17 protein-coding genes and 1 pseudogene are annotated in these 21,823 nt (G+C 39.2%); 5 read left to right on the plus strand and 13 right to left on the minus strand.

Features of this window, described 5'->3' with window-relative positions; translation table 11 throughout:
* Positions 1 to 76 precede the first annotated feature (76 nt).
* From I5515_RS09585 to bfr, 5 genes and pseudogenes are all read left to right on the plus strand, one after another.
* Positions 77 to 166, plus strand: a pseudogene (locus I5515_RS09585) (hypothetical protein); the annotation flags it as partial.
* Between the two features lie 39 nt (positions 167 to 205).
* Positions 206 to 2,311, plus strand: a complete 2,106-nt coding sequence (locus I5515_RS09590; protein WP_199966153.1) for a RelA/SpoT family protein — start codon at positions 206 to 208, stop codon at positions 2,309 to 2,311.
* A gap of 144 nt (positions 2,312 to 2,455) precedes the next feature.
* A complete protein-coding gene (locus I5515_RS09595) occupies positions 2,456 to 2,839 on the plus strand; it encodes a RidA family protein (protein WP_002116996.1) in 384 nt (127 codons plus the stop codon).
* Between the two features lie 219 nt (positions 2,840 to 3,058).
* Positions 3,059 to 3,253 carry a bacterioferritin-associated ferredoxin gene (locus I5515_RS09600; RefSeq protein WP_009392016.1) on the plus strand — a complete coding sequence of 65 codons (195 nt, stop codon included), beginning with the start codon at positions 3,059 to 3,061 and terminating at the stop codon, positions 3,251 to 3,253.
* 245 nt (positions 3,254 to 3,498) lie between these two features.
* A complete protein-coding gene (gene bfr / locus I5515_RS09605; RefSeq protein ID WP_199966155.1) occupies positions 3,499 to 3,963 on the plus strand; it encodes a heteropolymeric bacterioferritin subunit Bfr in 465 nt (154 codons plus the stop codon).
* Positions 3,964 to 4,003: 40 nt separating this feature from the next.
* Here bfr and I5515_RS09610 read toward each other — a convergent pair whose 3' ends face one another.
* From I5515_RS09610 to I5515_RS09670, 13 genes are all read right to left on the minus strand, one after another.
* A complete protein-coding gene (locus I5515_RS09610; protein ID WP_199966157.1) occupies positions 4,004 to 5,632 on the minus strand; it encodes a PglL family O-oligosaccharyltransferase in 1,629 nt (542 codons plus the stop codon).
* A 172-nt stretch (positions 5,633 to 5,804) separates the two neighbouring features.
* A complete protein-coding gene (locus I5515_RS09615) occupies positions 5,805 to 6,248 on the minus strand; it encodes a pilin (RefSeq protein WP_199966159.1) in 444 nt (147 codons plus the stop codon).
* Between the two features lie 349 nt (positions 6,249 to 6,597).
* Positions 6,598 to 7,158, minus strand: a complete 561-nt coding sequence (locus I5515_RS09620; RefSeq protein WP_199966161.1) for a TPM domain-containing protein — start codon at positions 7,156 to 7,158, stop codon at positions 6,598 to 6,600.
* A complete protein-coding gene (locus I5515_RS09625) occupies positions 7,152 to 8,234 on the minus strand; it encodes a TPM domain-containing protein (protein ID WP_199966163.1) in 1,083 nt (360 codons plus the stop codon). The genes I5515_RS09620 and I5515_RS09625 overlap by 7 nt, the downstream gene beginning before the upstream one ends.
* 24 nt (positions 8,235 to 8,258) lie before the next feature.
* Entirely contained in the window at positions 8,259 to 8,849 is a 591-nt protein-coding gene (locus tag I5515_RS09630) for a LemA family protein (protein WP_199966165.1), read from the minus strand.
* Positions 8,850 to 8,979: 130 nt separating this feature from the next.
* A complete protein-coding gene (locus tag I5515_RS09635; protein ID WP_199966167.1) occupies positions 8,980 to 9,867 on the minus strand; it encodes a metal-dependent hydrolase in 888 nt (295 codons plus the stop codon).
* A 172-nt stretch (positions 9,868 to 10,039) separates the two neighbouring features.
* Positions 10,040 to 11,461 (minus strand): glutamate synthase subunit beta, encoded by a 1,422-nt coding sequence (locus I5515_RS09640; RefSeq protein ID WP_199966169.1) that lies wholly within the window; start codon positions 11,459 to 11,461, stop codon positions 10,040 to 10,042.
* 69 nt (positions 11,462 to 11,530) lie between these two features.
* Entirely contained in the window at positions 11,531 to 16,006 is a 4,476-nt protein-coding gene (gene gltB, locus I5515_RS09645) for a glutamate synthase large subunit (protein ID WP_199966170.1), read from the minus strand.
* Between the two features lie 461 nt (positions 16,007 to 16,467).
* On the minus strand, positions 16,468 to 17,349 hold the full coding sequence (locus I5515_RS09650) for a hypothetical protein (protein WP_199966172.1): 882 nt from the start codon (positions 17,347 to 17,349) through the stop codon (positions 16,468 to 16,470).
* 16 nt (positions 17,350 to 17,365) lie between these two features.
* Positions 17,366 to 18,448 (minus strand): 3-dehydroquinate synthase, encoded by a 1,083-nt coding sequence (gene aroB, locus I5515_RS09655; protein WP_199966174.1) that lies wholly within the window; start codon positions 18,446 to 18,448, stop codon positions 17,366 to 17,368.
* Positions 18,449 to 18,476: 28 nt separating this feature from the next.
* Complete coding sequence (gene aroK / locus I5515_RS09660) at positions 18,477 to 19,046, minus strand: shikimate kinase AroK (protein ID WP_199966176.1); 570 nt, start codon at positions 19,044 to 19,046, stop codon at positions 18,477 to 18,479.
* Positions 19,047 to 19,057: 11 nt separating this feature from the next.
* A complete protein-coding gene (gene pilQ / locus I5515_RS09665) occupies positions 19,058 to 21,223 on the minus strand; it encodes a type IV pilus secretin PilQ family protein (protein WP_199966179.1) in 2,166 nt (721 codons plus the stop codon).
* Between the two features lie 62 nt (positions 21,224 to 21,285).
* Positions 21,286 to 21,813 (minus strand): pilus assembly protein PilP, encoded by a 528-nt coding sequence (locus tag I5515_RS09670; RefSeq protein ID WP_199966181.1) that lies wholly within the window; start codon positions 21,811 to 21,813, stop codon positions 21,286 to 21,288.
* Positions 21,814 to 21,823 lie beyond the last annotated feature (10 nt).

The raw sequence follows: 21,823 nt of genomic DNA on the forward strand, positions 1-21,823 counted from the left end.
TTCTGTTTCATAAAAAAACCATCGTTTTTCTGCGGTGGTTTTTTATTTGGCTTTGTCTTGTATTTAAAGATATTGAAAAAAGCAATTATTTTCATTGAAAAAAAAATACACTTTTTCAAATGAAAAAATTGACAAGTTCCGCAATATGCTTTTCATTAAGAAGTAGATAGATTTAGTTTTTCAGCATTAGGAAAAAGGGTGATTTATGCCAGGCGAAGAGGTCAGCCAAGCCAAGCAACAGCTTAAATTGATTATCGACCCTTACTTATCGGTAAGTGAGGTCGAGAAAGTGCTTGCTGCCTGTGATTTTGCCGATCTAGCGCATACTGGCATTACACGTAAAAGTGGTGAACCCTACATTCTGCATCCAATTGCTGTGAGCTGCATTCTTGCAAACATGCGTTTAGATGCTGAAACCTTAATGGCAGCACTTTTGCACGATGTTATTGAAGACACTCAATATACAAAAGAAGATATTACTGAAAAGTTCGGTCTGACAGTTGCCGAGCTGGTTGATGGTGTAACCAAACTTAGCCAATCAAGTGATAAAGAATATAACAAAGCCGCCTCATTCCGAAAAATCTTGCAAGCGACCCTACAGGACCCACGTGTCATTATTATTAAATTAGCCGATCGCTATCATAATATGACAACTCTAGGTGCTTTACGTCCAGATAAACGTGCCCGCATTGCTCAAGAAACTTTTGATATATTCGTGCCTATGGCAAGATTAGTCGGCATGAATGAAATGGGCGATAATCTAGAAAATCTTTGTTATCAAAACCTTGATCTTGATATGTTTGATAATGTGCAAAATGCACTACGTCTAACCAAACCAGAGCGATGTAAATACCAAAGTATCTGGGAACAAAACCTCGCTGAACTTCTTCATAATTATCACATTCAAGGCCGCATTAAAAAGAAAAATAATAATATCGAATTATTACGCCATTTCGTTAAAAATGAGATGGATTTACAAGAGCTTACCCATAGTCATGCTTTTGAAATCGTTTTACAAACAATTGCCGACTGTGACCGTCTAGTTGAAGCTTTAAGAGAAAACTTTCAGGTTATTCAATATCAGGACCATATCCGCCGTCCGTTACCTGGGGGCAACCAATCTTTACTGATTAAACTTAAAGGCGAGAAAACCACACTCTCTCTTACCATTCAAACCGAGCTTATGCGTAAAGCTGCCCGTTTTGGAGTGGTGCTTGGTGAAAATGCACCACAAACTTGTCGCTCAGCCATTCAGGCCTCTATGCAAAATCTGAATACGCTTATCGATGGAGAATGTGCAAAAACAACCTTTAATGATTTATTAGACTACTTACATCAAGAAAAAATCTGGGTTTACACACCCCATGGTCAACTCCATGAGTTACCACAAGGCGCTACCGTAGTTGATTTTGCTTATTCAGCCAGTTTATTTTTAGGTAACCATGCCGTTGGTGCAAAGGTAGATGGCGAGATTAAACCACTGTCGACACCATTAATCAGCGGTCAGGTGATCGAAGTTATTACAGATGTTTTAGCAACACCAAATCCAGACTGGTTAAGTTTTATTAATACCCAAAAAGCTCGCCGCGCATTACAGCATGTTCTTAAAGACCAAGATATTGAAGAACAGCGCTTAGTCGGTGCACAAGCACTTTCTCGAGCACTGAAACTCTTTAATCGTTCAATCAACGACCTTTCTGAAGCTGACTGGTTAGATTTACTTCAATGGCGCCATATCGATAATAAAAATACATTGTTTGAACAAATTGCGGTTGGTGACTTACTTCCTCAACTCGTAGCTAATCACCTATTTGCTCATGACAAATATCCACAAGTGGAAAATTCAGATCGACTCATTCAAAGTACTGAAGGTATCGATGTTAAATATGCGCATTGCTGTAATCCAGTTTTAGGTGACCCAATTCAAGGACATTTAACACGTCGTGGGCTAATTGTGCATCGCATACGCTGTCATAACTTGCTACATGAACAACATCTACATCCTGAAAATATTATGCCGCTTCAATGGAAAGCAGATGACGTAGATGATGTACGTTTTACCGCCTACCTCGCTATAGATATGGCAATGAATGATGAGCAGGTATCAGACCTGATCTATCAATGTCGTAAAAATAATGCAGGGGTAGAAATGGTTCACTCAAATGAGCAAAGAACTTTTGTTAATATTGTGGTGAACAACCGTAAACATATTGCAAAAGTCATCCGTGACTTACGTATGCATTATGGTTTCCCTCGTATTGAGCGTTTAGATGCGCCTAATCCACAAATGGAAATTTCAAAAGTAAGCTAAGTCTTTACAAGGACTATTGGTCAGATTTATGTTTCTTTAACAAAATCAAACTTTCCAAATCCACTTAATCACTTAAATCGATGATACTTTTGTCCAAAGCTATCATCGATTATGATGAAATGAGATTTAATCAAGGAGAACCAAATGTCCCGCCAAGTGATTCATACTGAAAATGCCCCTGCTGCTATCGGCACATACTCTCAAGCTATTTTAGTAGATAATACGTTATATCTTTCAGGACAAATTGGTTTAGATCCATACAGCATGGAGCTTGTAGAAGGTATCGAAGCTCAAATTCGCCGTGTATTTGATAATTTGAAAGCGGTTTGTGAAGCTGCTGGCGGATCACTCGCAGACATTGCCAAGCTCAATATTTTTCTAACTGATTTATCAAATTTCCAACTTGTAAACCAAATTATGGGTGAATATTTTGCTCAACCGTACCCTGCACGTGCAGCTCTTGGTGTAGCAAGCCTACCAAAAGGTGCATTAGTTGAAATGGATGGAATTGTAATTATTAATCAATAAGATACAAAATATCAAACACCAAAAATTAAAAAATATTTAGCTCTAAATTAGGCACCACCCTTGCATAAAATCTGAACATCACTCAGATTTCCGCTCAGGTGGTCTTTTTTTATCCAAAATCCCAATAATAATAAATGAGATTTTAAATGAATTTCATTGACAAACGATAATAATTATCAATAATATCAATTATCGCATTTATATTTGGGGATCACTCCCATGTACGTTTGCTTGTGTCGTGGCATTACCGATCAAGATATTAAAGACGCTGTTGAAAATGGCGCTGAAAGCTATCGCGAAATCCGTGATTTGCTTGATCTTGGTACTTGCTGCGGACGCTGTGCACCAGAAGCACGTGCTATTATTAGTGAAGAATTAGCAGAAATCGCTGCTCGTATTTCTGTAGCTGCGTAAAAGAATTATAAGCATTTAACAATATTTATTAGCTCCTCCACCGCTTTTTGCGGAACCTTAATAGTTCCCCATTCAAGCGGTTTTTTTTGGCTGGAAACTCTCCTTTACCAATATTGTGTTGTTTTTGATTGCGATTTTCATTTGCTGTTCTATAAATTACTCGCCATATCCATGATTGTTCACTAAAATGGTTTTATAGATTGTCTTAATTGAATTAAGGCAGAAATTGTTTTGGAGTAGTTACAATGAAAGGCAATCGTGATGTCATTAATCAGCTTAACCAAGTGCTGTATCATCATTTAACAGCAATTAATCAATACTTTTTACATTCACGCATGTTTAATGATTGGGGAATTGAGCAGCTTGGTTCTGCGGAATATAAAGAATCAATTCGTCAAATGAAGCATGCAGACAAAATTATTGAGCGTATTTTATTTTTGGAAGGCTTACCTAATCTTCAACACTTAGGCAAACTTTATATCGGCCAACACACAGAAGAAGTTCTTCACTGCGACATTCGTAAAGTGAAAGAAAATATCGAGGCAATTCAAAAAACAATTGCACTCGCTGAAACAGAACAAGACTATGTGACTCGTGATCTTGTTCAAGAGATTTTAGAAAAAGAAGAAGAATATTGGGACTGGTTAGATACTCAAATTGATCTTATAGGTAGCGTTGGTATTGAAAATTACATCCAGAGTCAAATGTAATTTCTCATAAAAAAATCCCCTTGAGTACAAGGGGATTTTTTTATTTATTTTTTAATAATTGCGGCAGTGTTATTTGCTGCCCATAAAGATGCTGCAAAATAAATATTTGCTGTTCTGCCTGCTCTACTTTTCCGTTATACGCAAGTAGTTGAGCATATTTACGTAAATTATATGGCGTCGCTTTGTTCTTCACAAAATTCCCCCATTGAGCTAATTCTGTTTCAGGCAAAGTTATTTCTGGACTAAGCTCAATCCACTTTAAACGCTGTTCAAACTGCGTTAAAACAAAAATCTGGTTACTTCCCATAAGCTCAGCATTTGGCTGCTTATTTTTAAATAGCAAGTTACTATTCATGACATAGAGATTGTAGTCGCGCCAAATCGCAACAATCAGAACTAAACTGATTCCCCAAATGAGGCGAAGAAGCTGTTTACTCAGTACAACGCCTTTTATCATTGGAGTTTGTGCTTGAATGACACCTAATAAAAAACCGCAGGTCAGCAAGAAATAAGCATAGCGCTCAGGAAACTCTAACATTGCATGAATAAGTACTGTACAGACCATCATTATTGCAATAATTGAAATCGTTTCTTTCGCTCGTTGATTTAACCAAAGCAACCAACATGTGAAATAAGCAATAATAAATAAACCAACTGGAATACCATTCCAAATAATAAGGTCTAATAACACATTATGAGCACTAGTCGTCCACTCTGTAGTGGGAAAAAGAGTATAAGCTGATATTTGAGCAACACTGGTTTGATTCCAGCCATACCCCAACCAAGGATGTTGCTGTACAGCAAGTAACATTTGTGTCCAGATATTAAAACGCAAATAACCTGAACTTGCCCGTTCAGCTAAGCTACTTGCCTGAGTTATATCGGTATTCGACCATGCTTCAATTAGGTTTGTTGCAAAGGGTAGAATCACACCTGCAATCACAAAAAAACCAATACACCATAAAAGACTTTGAATAAACCCAAAACGTTTTTGCTGTTTAAATTGCTTAACAACCCAATAAATAAATAAAAATGGGAAAACAATCCATGATGTACGTGATTGACTCAATGCAATCGTAAATAAAATAATTAGTGCCGAAGGCAAGAGTAACCAAACTGCAGCCTTATTCTTTTCATATAAATACAAACAACCTAACAATCCAACAATTAAGAAGGTTGCCATATTGTTGGGTTGACCGAAGTTACCGTATGGACGGTTACCAATCAAATGAAGCATATGAACAAAATGTGAGTCAACATTTAGCCACTGGCAAATTGCAATGAAGCTAGTGGCAACTGAGACAACAATGACTAGTAAGCTAAAACCAGAAAAGATTTGATCTCTCTTTTGTTGATCTAAAGACAAGTTATAACCAGCCAAGACCATAAACCAAAAACCTAACAAGTAAAATGAACTCAATAAGGCTGTGCTCAGATCAAAAACTAAACCCAAACCCCACTGTACTATTGGAATTAAAGTAAACGGTAGCAACAAGAGTTGTGCTCTAGGAATTTTAATATTTTGCTGAATTAGAGCAGCTAATACGCATAACCCTGCCCCAAAAGTACTCACTTCACTCGAGAACATGACCCAAGGGCTATAGTGAAATGGTGATAGCCACGCAAAACCTAACAGAATTGCTGCGAGGAATAGGAAGAATACTTGCATATTGACAGGTTACAGGCCAAAAACTTGAGGGAATTATACAGATAACTTAGTCAACTGAATCTAAAGTTCTAATTAATTATTGTTGATCACAATTGCTTTATACATAAAAAAACGCATCCCTAAAGATGCATTTTTTTAAAATAATTATAAATATTTTCAAATATTTATATTGTTATTTAAAAGACTGCGGTAAATAATCAGCTAGAGTAGTATCAGTTACTGTAACAGTTGATGGCTTAATTACACCATTTTCAGTTACAGACATACCAATTATTTTGGTTTTTAATTTATCTGATACATCAGTAGTCTTAAATGTATAACTAACACCACAACCACTACCACCCGCAGTTGCATCTGCTGTAATAGTTGCAGTTCCATACTTTCCAGTGATTGAATCAGCGGCAGCAGCAGCGGCGGCGCCAGAAGCAAAACAAGTGCCTGATTGCAAATTAGTAGCAATTGTTGTTTTTAAACCATCTGCTAATGTAAAGGCTTCAGAAGCTTGTGATTTAGCAATATAGCTTTGGTATGCAGGAATCGCAATTGCCGCCAAAATACCAATAATCGCAACCACGATCATGAGTTCAATTAATGTAAAACCTTTTTGTGCATTCATAGCCTTTTCCCCAAAGATTGTATGTATGTTTTTATATAAGCCTTTTCAGCTATCAACTATATAGCAGCAACCATGCCAACTTTTATTTTACTTATAAAACAAAAACTTATATTAATTTTTCAATTTAATAAATATAGAATCACTGTAAATAACTGACAAAAATTGTCACATAAATTTTCACTATAACGCATCACATATCAAAAAAAATAAACCAAACTTATCAAACTTTATATTTGTTTTTGTGAACAAATTCTCTTTAAAAATAAATAAATAGGTGACATTTTTTGTCAACCACCTTTAAAAATAAAAAGTTAAAAAACTATGAGATATAAATGTTTTAGAACACAACTCAATTAATGATAATCGGGGCATTTCCCAATTCATTGGATTGATCTGGCATGTTTTCGTCATAAAATCCTGACAACACCTCTCCAATTTGCTGCACACCAATCACTACAGCTTGCTGATATTGTTTTTGTTTAAGTTGTTGAACAATAGACTCACAAATCTGCTGCCAGACCTGATCATTGGTCGCATTTCTAATACCACGGTCAAATATAATTTCTACATTACGTTCACATAAATTTAGGTATAACAATACACCGCTATTTAATTCAGTATCCCAAACGCCTAACTCTGCAAATAACTGCTGTGCTCTTAAACGTGTGTTTTGTCTATAGGCTTGTGAACATGGAATATGGCCTTCAATTACAACCTGTATCTCGCCAACATGTCCATGTTCTGCTTGCTGTACAGCATCGGCAATAATTTGCTTATCTTGTTTTGAAAAATAACGACTACTGGCTGGGAAATAACATAAATGCTTAAACCAACGTTTTAGACTTGGCTCTACAGATTCCTCAATTTTTGGCTGAGTAATAATTTGTGTTGTTTCTGATGTTGTTACCATGAGCCTGAAGCACCTCCACCACCAAAACGACCTCCACCACCGCCATAGCCTCCGCCACCACTGCCGAAGCCTCCTCCACGTCCACCACCGCCAGAACCACTCAGAATGGCCTGTAAAATAAGTTGGGCAATAGAAGTAATGAGTAAAAAGAAGATTCCAAAACCAAGTAATAAGCTAGTCACTAGACCTGCGCCATTTACAAAACCTGCTACCGCAGCAGCAACACCAGCAGTAGATGCGCTAAGAGGTCGTCCCACAATAAATGAACCCACAATTCCAGCAACAAGAATAAATAGAGCCATTGTCAGGGTTGTCTGTTTAGCTTGTTGCTCTTCCGCAGCTTGATGTTGGCGTTCTTTTAAATCTTGAGCAGCTTGCTGAGCGACTTCTGGGTCAAGATTTAGAATCCTTCCAATTTCATCAAGACCTGCATTTAAACCTTGTGCATATTGGGCTTGTTTAAAATAAGGTGTAATTTGGTTTCGAATAATCCGACTTGCGACAATATCAGGCAATACGCCTTCTAAACCATATCCAGTTAAAATTTGTATACGGCGGTCATTTACCGCAACTGCAATGAGTAATCCGTTGTCACGTTTAGCTGAACCTAATTGCCACTGCTCACCCACTCGTAATGCATAATCAAAAATATCTTCTTGACCCGTAGTTGGGACAATAACGACACCAATTTGCGCTTTACCTTGTTGGTATAAACTTAGAATTTTTTGGTCGAGCTGCTGTTTCTCAGCCTCACTTAAAATGTTAGCTTGATCAATAACAGGCTGGTTTAAAGTCGGCAAACCACGAATTGATTCACCATCTGCCATATCGTTAGAGACTTTAGGCGAGGCTGCAACACTTGAAGCAGCTTGTTCACTCGATTTAGACGCAGTGGCTTGATTTTGCTGTTTTTGAATGATTTTGCCCGCTACTACTGCATCGGTCTCATCAGTAGCAGTTGCAATATTACTTTCACTCCATGCCGTATTCTGAAAAAGAACACCACAACAGAGCAAAATTAAGGTCGTAATAAAGACCTTAATTTGCTTAGACTGAAGCAATATAATATTTCTCATACAGCACTCCTTTGATTTATAAAATTAATCAAAAGAAACTTTTGGAGCCTGTTGTGCAGAAGCTTCTGCAGAGAAATTGGCTTTAGGATGCATACCAATTACTTTTGCGGTCACTGCTTGCGGGAACTGGCGTACATATCCGTTGTAATCTTGCACTGTTGTAATATAACGATTACGTGCAACTGCGATACGGTTTTCTGTACCCTCAAGCTGAACTTGTAATTCCTGGAATTGAGTATTGGCTTTCAAATCTGGGTAGTTTTCAGACACAGCAATAAGTCGAGATAATGCCCCTGTTAATTGACTTTGAGCCTGTTGATATTTCTCAAGTAAAGCTGGGTTTTCTAAAACTTCTTTATCAACTTTTAAACCTGCAACATTAGAGCGTGCCTGTGTTACTTCGGTTAATACTTGCTCTTCATGTTTAGCATAACCTTTTACTACATTGACAAGGTTTGGCACCAAATCTGAACGACGTTGATATTGGTTTTGTACTTCAGACCATGCTGCTGTTACAGCCTCATCTTTTACTTGTAGAGTGTTATAGCCACATCCCGAAAACAGTAAGGTGCTGGCAAGTGTTGTTGCGATCGCTAATTGTTTCAACGTTTTCATCGTCACATTATCCTCAAGTTTTTCTTTATATTTTTGACCTCTTTACTCGATTGTATGATGAATTTGGCATTATTGTGTTGGTTTTATTTTATTGATTTTTAAAAACCGGATTTTTAAATTCGGTTTTCTATTAACTTAATCTTTGATCTTTTTCTTGTTGAAAACTTGCCATTTGATATTCTTCTGCTAAAGAACTTTTCCAGTAATCGACCATCTTGTCGTAATCTTTTTGACTAGGATGAAAATCTTTTTTGTAATAGGTAAAGTATTCAGGAGCCAGCTGAATAAGCATTTTGGCAAGTAAATATACGCCAAAAATGTTTCCACCTATTTTAGGTAAGCTCTTCCATTTATCTTGCCAAAATAATCGTGTCGTCCCATAAAAAGCAAGGCTTGCAAAGCCTGTGGTAACACTACGCATGAGCAAACGGCGTATACGGTCATCGCCATATACGTGTTGATAGACATCAAATGCAACTGAACGATGTTCAATTTCTTCAATCGCGTGCCAGACCCAAAGTTTTAAAGCATCTTGATCCAAGGTCTTTAGTAATTCGGGATGCTGTAAAATATATCCTCCAAGTAAAGCTGTAAAATGCTCAAATGCGCAGGTCAGAGCTAGCTGTAACTTAGGAGAAATTGTTCTTAAATATTTATCACGCTCATCTAACCAGTCTTGAAAGCGATCCAGATTGTAATCATCACTACGCCAAGCTTCATTAAACTCACCATGCGCTTTCGAGTGCATTGCCTCTTGTCCAATAAAAGCTGCTATTTGTGCCTGTAATTGAGGGTCAGAAACTTTATCACGCACATTACGTACGCTATTTACAAAAAACTGCTCTCCTACAGGAAATGTTGAAGAAAGTGCAGTTAAAAAATGGGACATTAAAGGCGAATTCGCAAAATAGTACCGCTTAATCGCTGTTGGATTAAATTCAAGGCGGCGCACTGTGATACCCAACGCTTTTCGACGATTTAAATATGATTTTTCTGTCGTCATACCTGCGATGTTCATATTCAACACCTATTGTATTGAAGAAGGAAGCTTTGAGTATGTCGTGCACTTACACAGCTAAAAAGGGCAAAAAAGCTTATTGTATTTGCCAAAAACGTCAAAGTGACCAGCGGTAAAAAATAAAGCCTGCATATCGCAGGCTTTATCAAAAACTTAAGAAGTGATTTTTAGATTAAACACCGAGGTAATCTAAAATACCTTCAGCAGCTTGGCGACCTTCCCAAATCGCAGTTACGACAAGATCTGAACCCCGTACCATATCACCGCCAGCAAAGATTTTTGGGTTTGATGTCTGGAATTTAAATTCTTGCTGTTCAGCTGCTACAACACGGCCCGAACCATCAAGATTAATATTCACATTACCAAACCAGTCAGCCGGACTTGGGCGAAAACCGAATGCAAGTAAAACCGCATCGGCTGGTAGTACTTCTTCAGAACCCGGAACTGGTTCAGGACTACGACGGCCACGACTATCTGGCGCACCCATTTGTGTTGTTACCACTTTTACGCCTGTCACTTTGCCATTTTCGCCAACAATTTCGATCGGTTGACGATTGAACAAGAATTTCACACCTTCTTCATAGGCATTTTTTACTTCACGTGCAGATCCTGGCATGTTGCTTTCATCGCGGCGGTATGCACATGTTACATCATGAGCGCCTTGACGTAATGAAGTACGGTTACAGTCCATTGCGGTATCACCACCACCAAGTACAATCACCTTTTTGCCATCTAAGCTGATGTACTCACTTGGATCTTTTTCCCAACCTTGGCAACGGTTCACGTTAGAGATTAGGAAATCAAGAGCATCATAAACACCTGTAAGATCTTCACCTGGGAAACCACCCTTCATGTAGGTATAAGTTCCCATACCCATGAACACCGCATCATATTCTGCAAGTAATTCATCAATGGTTACATCGGTGCCAATTTCAGTATTTAAACGGAATTCGATGCCCATACCTGTGAAAATTTCACGGCGGCGTTTCATTACATCTTTTTCCATTTTAAATTCTGGAATACCGAATGTAAGTAAACCACCAATTTCAGGGCGCTTGTCAAATACAACTGGTTTAACACCACCGCGAGCTAAAATATCCGCACAACCTAAACCTGCTGGACCAGCACCGATAATTGCAACTTTTTTGCCAGTCCATTTTACGCCTGACATATCTGGACGCCAGCCTAAAGCAAAGGCCGTGTCGTTAATATATTTTTCAGCATTACCAATGGTCACTGCACCAAATCCATCGTTTAGGGTACATGCACCTTCACATAAACGGTCTTGCGGACATACGCGGCCACATACCTCAGGTAATGTATTCGTTTGATGACAAAGCTCAGCAGCTTGGAAAATTTGGCCTTCAGCGATGAGTTTTAGCCAGTTTGGAATGTAGTTATGTACAGGACACTTCCATTCGCAATATGGGTTACCACAACCTAAACAACGGTGAGTCTGATTAGTAACAGTTTCCGATGTAAAAGGCTTATAAATTTCCACAAATTCTGCTTTGCGGACAGTAATATCTTTTTTCTCTGGATCTTGGCGTGCTACATCCAGAAATTGAAAGTCATTATTTAGGCGTTCTGCCATGTCTCTCTCCGTGGGTAGGCGCGGTTTTTACTGTTGTCCGCACCTGCCTATGTCGTTGCAGTCGTGGAATTATTGTGGATCAGCTTGTGTTGTTTTCAAAAGCGTTTGTAAATTAGCAGCCTTTGGTTTCACAAGCCAGAATTTACGGCTGTAGAAATCGAACTCATTGCGGATCTTATAAGCCCAGGCACTACCTGTTTCTTTAATATGCTCATCGATAATACGCAACAAGAACTCTTTATGATCTTCCATAGATTCTGTTGAAATACGATTTAAATCAATCAATTCGTGGTTGTAGTAATCTACGAAGTCATTATCAAGGTCAAGTACATAAGCAAAACCACCGGTCATGCCCGCACCAAAGTTATGGCCTACTTTCCCAAGCACAGTCACAACACCACCTGTCATATATTCACAGCAGTGATCGCCAGCACCTTCAATTACAGCAAATGCACCAGAGTTACGAACTGCAAAACGCTCACCCGCTGTACCAGCTGCAAAAAGCTTACCGCCAGTTGCACCATACAAACAGGTATTACCAATAATTGCTGTATTTTGCGTTTGGAAAGGTGAACCTTTTGGTGGGAAAATCGAGATACGACCACCTGCCATACCTTTACCCACGTAGTCGTTTGCATCACCTTCAAGACGGATGTGCAAACCACCAGCATTCCATACACCAAGTGACTGACCCGCTGTACCCTTCAAGTTCATAACGACTGGGTGTACTTCCATACCTAAGTTGCCATAGCGGCGAGCAATTTCACCTGACACACGAGCACCGATCGAACGGTCACAGTTCACGACATTAAAGTTGAACTGACCACCTGCACTTGATTCAATTGCAGGAAGCATTTCGGCAACCATTTTCTCCGCCAATACACCTTTATCAAATGGTGCATTACCTTGTACTTCACAGTACTGCGCTTTACCGTCAGCAGATGGATGAGAAGTTAACAATGCACTTAAATCAAGATGAGCATGTTTTTCAGTTTCACCCGGTAATACTTCAAGTAAATCAACACGACCGATTAAGTCTTTCAATGAAGAGACACCTAATGCTGCTAACCATTCACGCGTTTCTTCCGCAATAAAGTGGAAGAAGTTGATGAGCATTTCTGGCTCGCCAATATAGTGCTCTTGACGTAAATGATCTTGTTGAGTTGCAACACCGGTTGCACAGTTGTTCAAGTGACAAATACGGAGGTATTTACAACCTAAAGCAATCATTGGTGTCGAACCGAAACCAAAGCTCTCAGCACCCAAAATTGCTGCCTTTATCACATCAAGACCAGTTTTTAAACCACCATCAGTTTGTACGCGTACTTTTCCACGTAAGTCATTTACGCGAAGTGCTTGATGCGCCTCACTTAAACCCAACTCCCATGGAGAACCCGCATGGTGAATTGATGAAAGTGGAGATGCCGCAGTACCACCGTCATAACCAGAAATGGTAATAAAGTCTGCATATGCCTTCGCAACACCAGCAGCAATCGTACCTACACCCGGCTCAGATACCAGTTTTACAGATACCATTGCTTGCGGATTAACTTGTTTCAAGTCAAAAATTAACTGAGATAAATCTTCAATTGAGTAAATATCGTGGTGCGGTGGAGGTGAAATTAGTGTTACGCCTGGTACTGAGTAACGTAAACGTGCAATTAAACCATTTACTTTACCGCCCGGTAATTGACCGCCTTCACCTGGTTTTGCACCCTGAGCAACTTTAATTTGCAATACTTCAGCAGAAGTTAAGTATGCAGGGGTTACACCAAAACGACCTGATGCGATCTGTTTGATTTTCGAGTTACGAATTGTGCCGTAACGAACAGGATCCTCACCACCCTCACCAGAGTTTGAGCGACCGCCAATCGTATTCATCGCAATTGCAATTGCTTCATGTGCTTCTGGAGAAAGTGCACCTAAAGACATGCCTGCCGAGTCAAAACGAGGCAAAATGTCTTCAACTGATTCAACTTGCTCAACTGGAATCGGATTCGTTGTTTTTAACTTAAATAAGTCACGAATAGTCGCCACTGGACGATTATTAACTAGTTCAGCATATTCTTTAAAGTGTTCGTATTTACCAGAGCGAACCGCTTTGTGTAATGAGTTAATCACATCTGGGTTGAACGCGTGATACTCTTTATCAAATACGAATTTAAGCAGGCCACCTTGATCAATTGGTTTACGATTTGACCACGCTGTAGCAGCTAATTTTTTCTGGTCTTTTTCAAGATCAGCAAATGTTGCACCCTGAATACGACTTGGAACACCCAAGAAGCACTGATCTACAACTTCAGATGATAAGCCCACTGCTTCAAAAAGCTGACCGCCACGATACGAAGCAACTGTAGAGATACCCATTTTTGAAAGAACTTTTAATAAGCCTTTCTCAATACCTTTACGGAAGTTCGCTTGAGCCTGAATTGGATCACCTAACAGCTCACCTTTAGCAATCAAATCATTAATCACGTCATATGCAAGGTATGGATAAATTGCTGTTGCACCAAAACCAAGTAATACCGCAAATTGGTGAGGATCACGTGCAAAACCAGTTTCAACCATGATGTTTGCATCAGTACGTAAACCAGTTTTAATGAGGAAATGGTGTACCGCCCCTGTTGCAAGTGCTGCATTTGCAGGTAAGAAACCTTGGCGAATATTTTTGTCAGTTAAAACAATTAGGGTTTTACCATCACGAACAGCTTGTGCCGCTTCTTCACAAATGCGTGTAATCGCAGCTTGCAAACCTTCTTCTTCGGCATAGTTCAAATTGATGTCAACAGACTCATAGCCAGCACGATCAATAGTACGAATTTGCTGTATTTTTGAGTTAGACAGAACAGGACTCGAAATAATGAGTCGATCTGCGTGCTCTGGCCCTTGCTCAAATACATTCTGCTCACGACCCAAACAGGTTTCGAGCGACATTACAATCGATTCACGTAACGGATCAATTGGAGGATTTGTTACTTGCGCAAATTGTTGACGGAAATAATCTGTCACATGGCGTACTTGACGAGACAATACAGCCATTGGCGTATCATCACCCATTGAACCTACAGCTTCCTGACCACTTTCAGCAATTGGACGCAACAACTGATCGCGCTCTTCAAATGTCACCATAAACATTTTTTGAGCTGCTTTTAAAGCATCGCCAGTTAAACCTTGATCAACTAATTGTTCTTCAAGCTCAGGATTAGCATTTAAGCGAATTGCATGGTCACGCAACCATTCACGGTACGGACGCATGTTTTTAAGATGTGTATTTACATCTTTTGTATCAAGTACTTTGCCAGTTAAAGTATCAACTACTAAAATTTGGCCAGGACCTACGCGACCTTTAGAAATCACATCTTCAGGTTCATAACCCCAAACACCAATTTCAGATGCCAAAGTAATGTAATCATTTTTAGTAATGACCCAACGTGCAGGACGTAAACCATTACGGTCAAGCATACAAATCGCATGACGACCATCTTGAATAACCAATCCCGCAGGACCATCCCAAGCTTCCATATGCTTAGAGTTAAACTCATAGAATGCACGTAAATCTGCATCTAAAGTTTCAACGTTCTGCCAAGCTGGCGGCACGAGCATACGCAATGCACGGAATAAATCCATACCACCACCGACCAAGATTTCAAGCATATTATCTAAACTTGAAGAGTCTGAACCGGTACGGTTCACAATCGGGTTAAGCTCAGTTAAGCCCGGTAACAATGGATTTTCAAATTTAGGCGTACGTGCTAATGACCAATTACGGTTTGCTGTAATGGTGTTAATTTCACCATTATGCGCAAGATAACGGAAAGGCTGAGCCAGAGGCCAACGCGGTAAAGTGTTGGTCGAGAAACGTTGATGGAACACGACAATATGTGATTTTAAACGTTCGTCTGCCAAGTCTGTATAGAACTCAGCAATCGCCGCAGGCATCATCAAGCCTTTATAGGTAATCACTGTAGAACAAAGCGTAGTCACATAGAATAACGGGTCTTTTTGTAATTGTTGTTCCGCACGGCGACGCGCCAAAAATAACTTACGGTTAAATTCAACTTCGGTTACACCCATTGGACAGTTCACAATGACCTGTTCAAAAGCAGGTAAAGATTGAAGTGCAATTTCACCTAGTGCATCGTTATTTGTAGGGACAACACGCCAAGCCAGTACGCGTAAGCCTTCTGCTTCAATTTCTTTATTTAAAATATTTTTAGAATGTTGCGCTAATGCCGGATCAATATTTAGAAATACAGTACCCACAGCAAAAACTTCACTAAGTGTAATATCACTTAGTTTTTTTGCTTCATCACGGAAAAATTGCTTTGGCATCGCCAATAATAAGCCGCAACCATCTCCCGTCTTGCCATCTGCGGCAATACCACCACGGTGCGTCATGCAACTTAAACTGTGAATCGCGGTTTCTACTAGATGATGACTTGATTCACCCTTCATATGGGCAATCAGTCCAAAACCACAGTTATCCTTAAACTCATCAGGTTGATATAAACCTTGAGCGGGAGCTACAGTATTAGGCGATGGCATGTGCATAGCGTACCCTTCTTTCAATAAGGCTCTTTCGAGCGTCAAACAAACAACTTATTTCTGCGATATTGCCTATAGACGATAGTTAGCTCAATGTTTCGCAAAAAAAAATTTTGGGCTGATAAGCCAATATACGCTGTTCCATAAATGCGTACACTGGTTTTTGCTAGAAAAATGTTTTGACTTATTTCGCACTCTTTTAAAGCAGTTTGACCCCACGACTCTGCATAGAATTTACTCTTTAGAGCGCCAAAATAGATAGCAGTACATTAATAAGCACAAGAATAAAGCAAAAACTATGCCAATATGATTTTAACAACTTAAGTGTCTATATTTATTAAAAATAAATCAGTTTTATTCAGGTTATCATTTTAATAAATGACCAAATATGCACCACACTTGGTCAAAAAGTATATATCTCTTTTATTGTTGCACTATATTTGTGCAAATTATTCTTATTGTTAATTTCCTTTTGTGCCCTCATTTGTTGCATTTTTTGAAGAGACTTCAGTTGCACGATTTTGTTGAGACTTTTTAGCAGGATCGACAGCAGAATTCGACTGATTTACATCTACAACATTCCCCTCAGCATCTCGGCGAATAATGGTTGTCCGAGTTGTAGAGTTCGTTGCTGGCGCAGCCACTTTAGGTTGCGTACTTACATCCCCATTCAGACCTCCACTCATGAGCAAAGACTCATCAATTTTAGGCAATGCCGCTGGGCGTAAACGCACTTCATAAGTTTGGCTAATCCCACCTTTCATTTCATCTGCACCCAAGTCGTTGACTAGTGGTACATACGTCGAAAATTGTTGGGGTTGCGGTTTAATAGATTCAGGCAAATCAAGATTCAGTTGTGTTAATTGCTGAATTACATCTTCAGAACGTTTGAATACACCGTATGTCAAAACATATTGTTCAGATTGCTTATCACCACTTAATCGGAAGTAAATAAATTTATTTCGGTCTGAACGACTTTTTAAAAAGTTTTTAACAATATCTTCATCAGATGCACGGAACAGTTCAAGCGTCCATTGTTTCTTATTTTCATTAATAAATTTTGTACCGCGGAACTCGGCCTCATGCTGACCCGATACAACAGTCCGGGTAGTTAAATCAAGAGGCCTAACTTCATCAGCTAAAGCCCCTAAGTTAGCTGTTGTTGCCACTTTTTCTGGCTGAATTTGCACTGGTGTTTCTGAATCGGCTGATTTTTCAACTTCGACAAGCTTCTTACTATCAGTTATTACCCAAAAAAGAAAAGCCAGAAACAAGCAGACGATACCACCCACCAACCAGATATATTGCTGAACATTCTGCCAAAGTGTACGTGATACAGTCATGTGTTACCTTAATTTATTATCCGTGTTGATTTGCCAAAATAGCTTTTTTCATGAGTTCAACATCAAAGTCTTTAGTAATTACCGCTTGCCCAAGTTGCTTTAACAACACTAAGCGTAATTGACCATTGAGAACTTTTTTATCATGTGCCATATATCCAAGGAATTCATCCAATGGAATTTTTGGACATGATATCGGCAAATTAGCGCGTTGAATAATTTTTTTTGTACGTTCTACATCATCGCTTGAAATCCAGCCTAAACGCTGTGATAAATCAGCTGCCATGACCATGCCAGTAGCTACTGCTTCGCCATGCAACCAAGTGCCATAACCCAGATAAGATTCAATAGCATGACCAAACGTATGACCTAGGTTGAGTAACGCTCTCTCGCCTTGCTCTTTTTCATCGCTTGCAACAATACGAGCTTTATGAGCGCATGAACGATAAACAGCTTCTGCTAAAAGATTAGCATCCCGTCCAATCAATCCATCCATATTTTGCTCTAACCAAACTAGAAAATCAGCATCACCCAACAAAGCATATTTAATAACTTCTGATAATCCAGCAGACAACTCTCGATCAGGCAAAGTATCGAGTTGAGCCATATCGGCCAAAACAACTTGAGGTTGTTGAAATGCGCCAAGCATGTTTTTACCCAGTGGATGATTAATTCCTGTTTTACCACCTACACTTGAATCTACCTGCGAAAGAAGTGTAGTAGGAACCTGAACAAAATATACACCACGTTGAAAACATGCTGAGGCAAAACCAGCCATATCACCAATAACACCACCGCCTAAAGCTAAAACCGTACAGTCTCGGTTAAAACCAGCTTCAAGTAATGCATCAAAAATTAAATTTAAATGTTGAATATCTTTATATTTTTCACCATCAGGCAAAATACAAGTAGCTATCGTTTTACCCAAACTTTTTAACGCGTCTTGATAGTTAGACAAATATAAAGGAGCAACCGTTTCGTTACTCACAATCATGACCTGTTGACCACGAAGATAAGGCTCAAGCAACTGCTTAGGATCAAGTTGACTGCCAATAAAAATAGGGTAACGGCGTTCGCCTAATTCAACATGTAAAGTTTGCATGAGTTTATTAAACCACGAGTAAGTTTGGCTATTTTAGCGTGTTAGACAAAATAAGTTGCAAAATCTTTTGAGCAAGATCGCGTGCAGCACCCTGATTCGTTTCAATCGTGTAATGAGCAACTTCACGATATAAAGGATCACGTATTTTTAACAAATCTCGTAATTTTTGTTCAGGATTTTCAACTTGCAATAGAGGTCTGTTTTTATCGCGATAAGTTCGTTGTAATTGTAGTTCCACGGGAGTGTAAAGATAAACAACAATACCGCGCTGCTTTAGAAACTCACGATTAGGTGCTTGAGTAATCGCACCGCCTCCTGTTGCTAAAACCAAAGCCTTACGAGAAGTCAACTCATTCAACACGATGGTTTCGCGAGTACGAAATCCGAATTCCCCTTCTTTTTCAAAAATCCAAGGAATAGTAGCGCCTGTTTTGCGTTCAATTTCGTGATCACTATCTAGAAATTCACGCCCTAATAGTTCGGCTAAATGACGTCCAACGGTTGTTTTTCCTGCCCCCATGGGCCCTACCAAATAAATATTTGGCAGGGTTTCAAACGCTTTGCTTGGCAAGGCGCCACCTATTTCAATTGCTTTCATTAAAAAATATATTAATGATTTCTCACCAAAGTGTCATTAACAATTCGTGGCGTAACGAAAATCAGTAACTCTTGTTTATCATCAGATTTCACATCTTTTCTGAATAAATGCCCAAGTACAGGAATATCACCAAAGAAAGGAACCTTGGTTTGTGAGTTAGATGTGGTCTGCTCAAATACCCCTCCTAAAATGACCGTTTCACCGTTATTAACCAATACATTGGTGTTAATCTGATTTTTATTTAAAATTAACTCACCATTAGGAGCAGCACCAGCAACGGAATCTTTTGAAATATCTAATTTCATTTGAATTTTACCGTCAGGTGTAATGCTTGGAGTAACATCCAGACTTAAAAGTGCATCTTTAAAAGAAGTTGTAGCAGTTGAACCAGCAGCAGAGTTCGTTGTGGATTGATATGGAACTTGTTGACCTGTTGCAACTTTCGCTGGTTGTTTATCTGCTGTCATCACCTTAGGCGTAGAAATAACCTCACCATAGCCATCGGCTTGTAATGCGGAAAGTTCAAGATCAAGCATAAAATCAGACATGCTAATTAAACCAAAGGCGATACTTCCAGCTGGATTGGTTACCCCTAAATCGACATTTAAGTTATCTGGACGTTCAATCGTATATTTATAACCACCCGTTGTACTGTCTTTTTCTGGCTTTCTTAAATTCCATAAGGTTGTTTCACTACCACCAACCAGCAAATTATTATTATTGGTAATCCCTTGGGATAATATCCCCCATTTAACACCAAGTTCTTTGGTGAAAGATGTAGATGCTCTAACAATACGCGCCTCAACCATGACCTGCTTAACTTGTACATCCAGTAAATCAATCATTTTACGAATTTGATCAATCGACTGAGCTGTATCATTAATAATTAAAGTATTGGTGCGATCATCTTGCGTAATAGTTCCACGTGGACTCAATAAACTTCCTACGTTATTTCCTAAACTATCAACACCCGTATTTAAATTAGTAGATGTAGAATTTCCACCATCAGATGTGCGCTGCACACCATTGCTGTTATTTGAACCCTTTGTAACCAAGCTCATAATATCTTGAGCTCGTGCATATTTAAGTTGAATATACTCAGTCTGTAGCGGGGCTAGCTTGACACTCTGTGCCACAGCTTTTGCTTCTTCTTCTTCAGCCTTGATCAACTCTGTAACAGGAGCAATCCAAATAACATTACCATTTCTGCGTTTATCCAGATTTTTGGTCTTTAAAATAATATCAAGTGCCTGATCCCACGGAACATCTTTTAAGCGTAAAGTGATATTACCCTGAACACTATCGGCAGCGACCATATTAATGCCAGTAAAATCTGCAAGTAACTGTAGAACTCTACGAACTTCAATATCCTGAAAATCGAGAGAAAGTTTATTACCAGAGTACTTAGGCGTCTTATATAAAGAAGTTACATTTTTGTCCTGAGGACGCTTTAAGCTAATGGTGAGTTTATTTTCCGCCTGATAGGCCATGTATTCATAGCTACCAGTGGATTGGATCGTAATGACACCATTGCCTTTTTCATTATAAGATTCGATGGTAGAAACAGGAGTCGCAAAGTCGTTCACATTTAAACGTTTAGCTAAATGTGTTGGAATTTTAGAACCAAGCGTTCTTACTACAACTTTACTGCCTTGCTGTTGAACATCAACAGGGGTATTACTTCCCAATAAATCAATAACAATTAGTCCTTCACCTTGACCACCACGCTGAAAGCCAATATTGGAAACACCTTGTGGTTGTATCGTACTTGCTGGCAAAGGTTTAATAGCAGCTTGAGCTGAATTAATCTTTAAAATAAAAGTATTGCCTTCAATGCGCGTTGTAAATGCACCTGCATCTTTTAAATTTACAGTTAAACGTGAACGCTGATCATCAGAACTTACATCGACCGAGGTCGCTTCATTTGTACCAATTGCTACTTTTGACTGTGTTAAAGTCTGCTGAGCTTTATTAAAATCTAAAATCAAACGTGAAGGATTTTCAAGTTGATATGCCTGTGGTTGCGGTGGCAAACCATTAAACATAACTCTAATTTCTGTACCCTGACCTGCAATTTGTGTCGGTACAATATTGGTCATGCTGACCTGTGCAGATGCAACCTGCATAAGTGCAATGGTTACAGCCCCCATAGAAAACTGACGGAATACGTGATTCATTGTCTAACCATCCCCAATTAAATAATCTTTAAAAATACTTTTTCTTTGTTATTCCCTAAATTTTAGGGTGCGGGCCCAATTAACACTAAGGTTCTTGGTCTCTCCACATAGCCTTCGCGTCCATCAGGGACAATTTCTACCAGATCAATCTGGGTTGGACCAATATGCGTAATACGCCCTTGATTCATCCCGATATAGTTGCCTACCTGTACTCGCTCAATTTGGTGATCAGGTGTCTGAATAAGAGCAAGCACTTGCCCACGGTTGTTACGTATGCTTCCTTTCATGTTTAAGGATTCTAATGCATAACTTTCTAGAGGCTGAGGCGCACGTGAGAAATTCGGATATACCCGTTTTCCTGCCATAATTTTGAGTTCAGCAGCTAGTGAGCTTGGTAAAAATGGACTCTTTAGCTGATGAGCCGCATAATTAAATTGTGGCACAGGTGTGAAAACAGGCGATGGATCTATCGACTGTGGCGGCTGATTACGTATATTTGCCATTTGCTGATTTACAGCGTCAATTCTCGAGTCGCATCCGACTAAAACTAAACATGCCAAAATAGAAAAAGAAATTTGCTTAAGTTTCATTGTAATGCTC

The organism is Acinetobacter calcoaceticus, assembly GCF_016508255.1.
Lineage (GTDB): Bacteria > Pseudomonadota > Gammaproteobacteria > Pseudomonadales > Moraxellaceae > Acinetobacter > Acinetobacter calcoaceticus_E.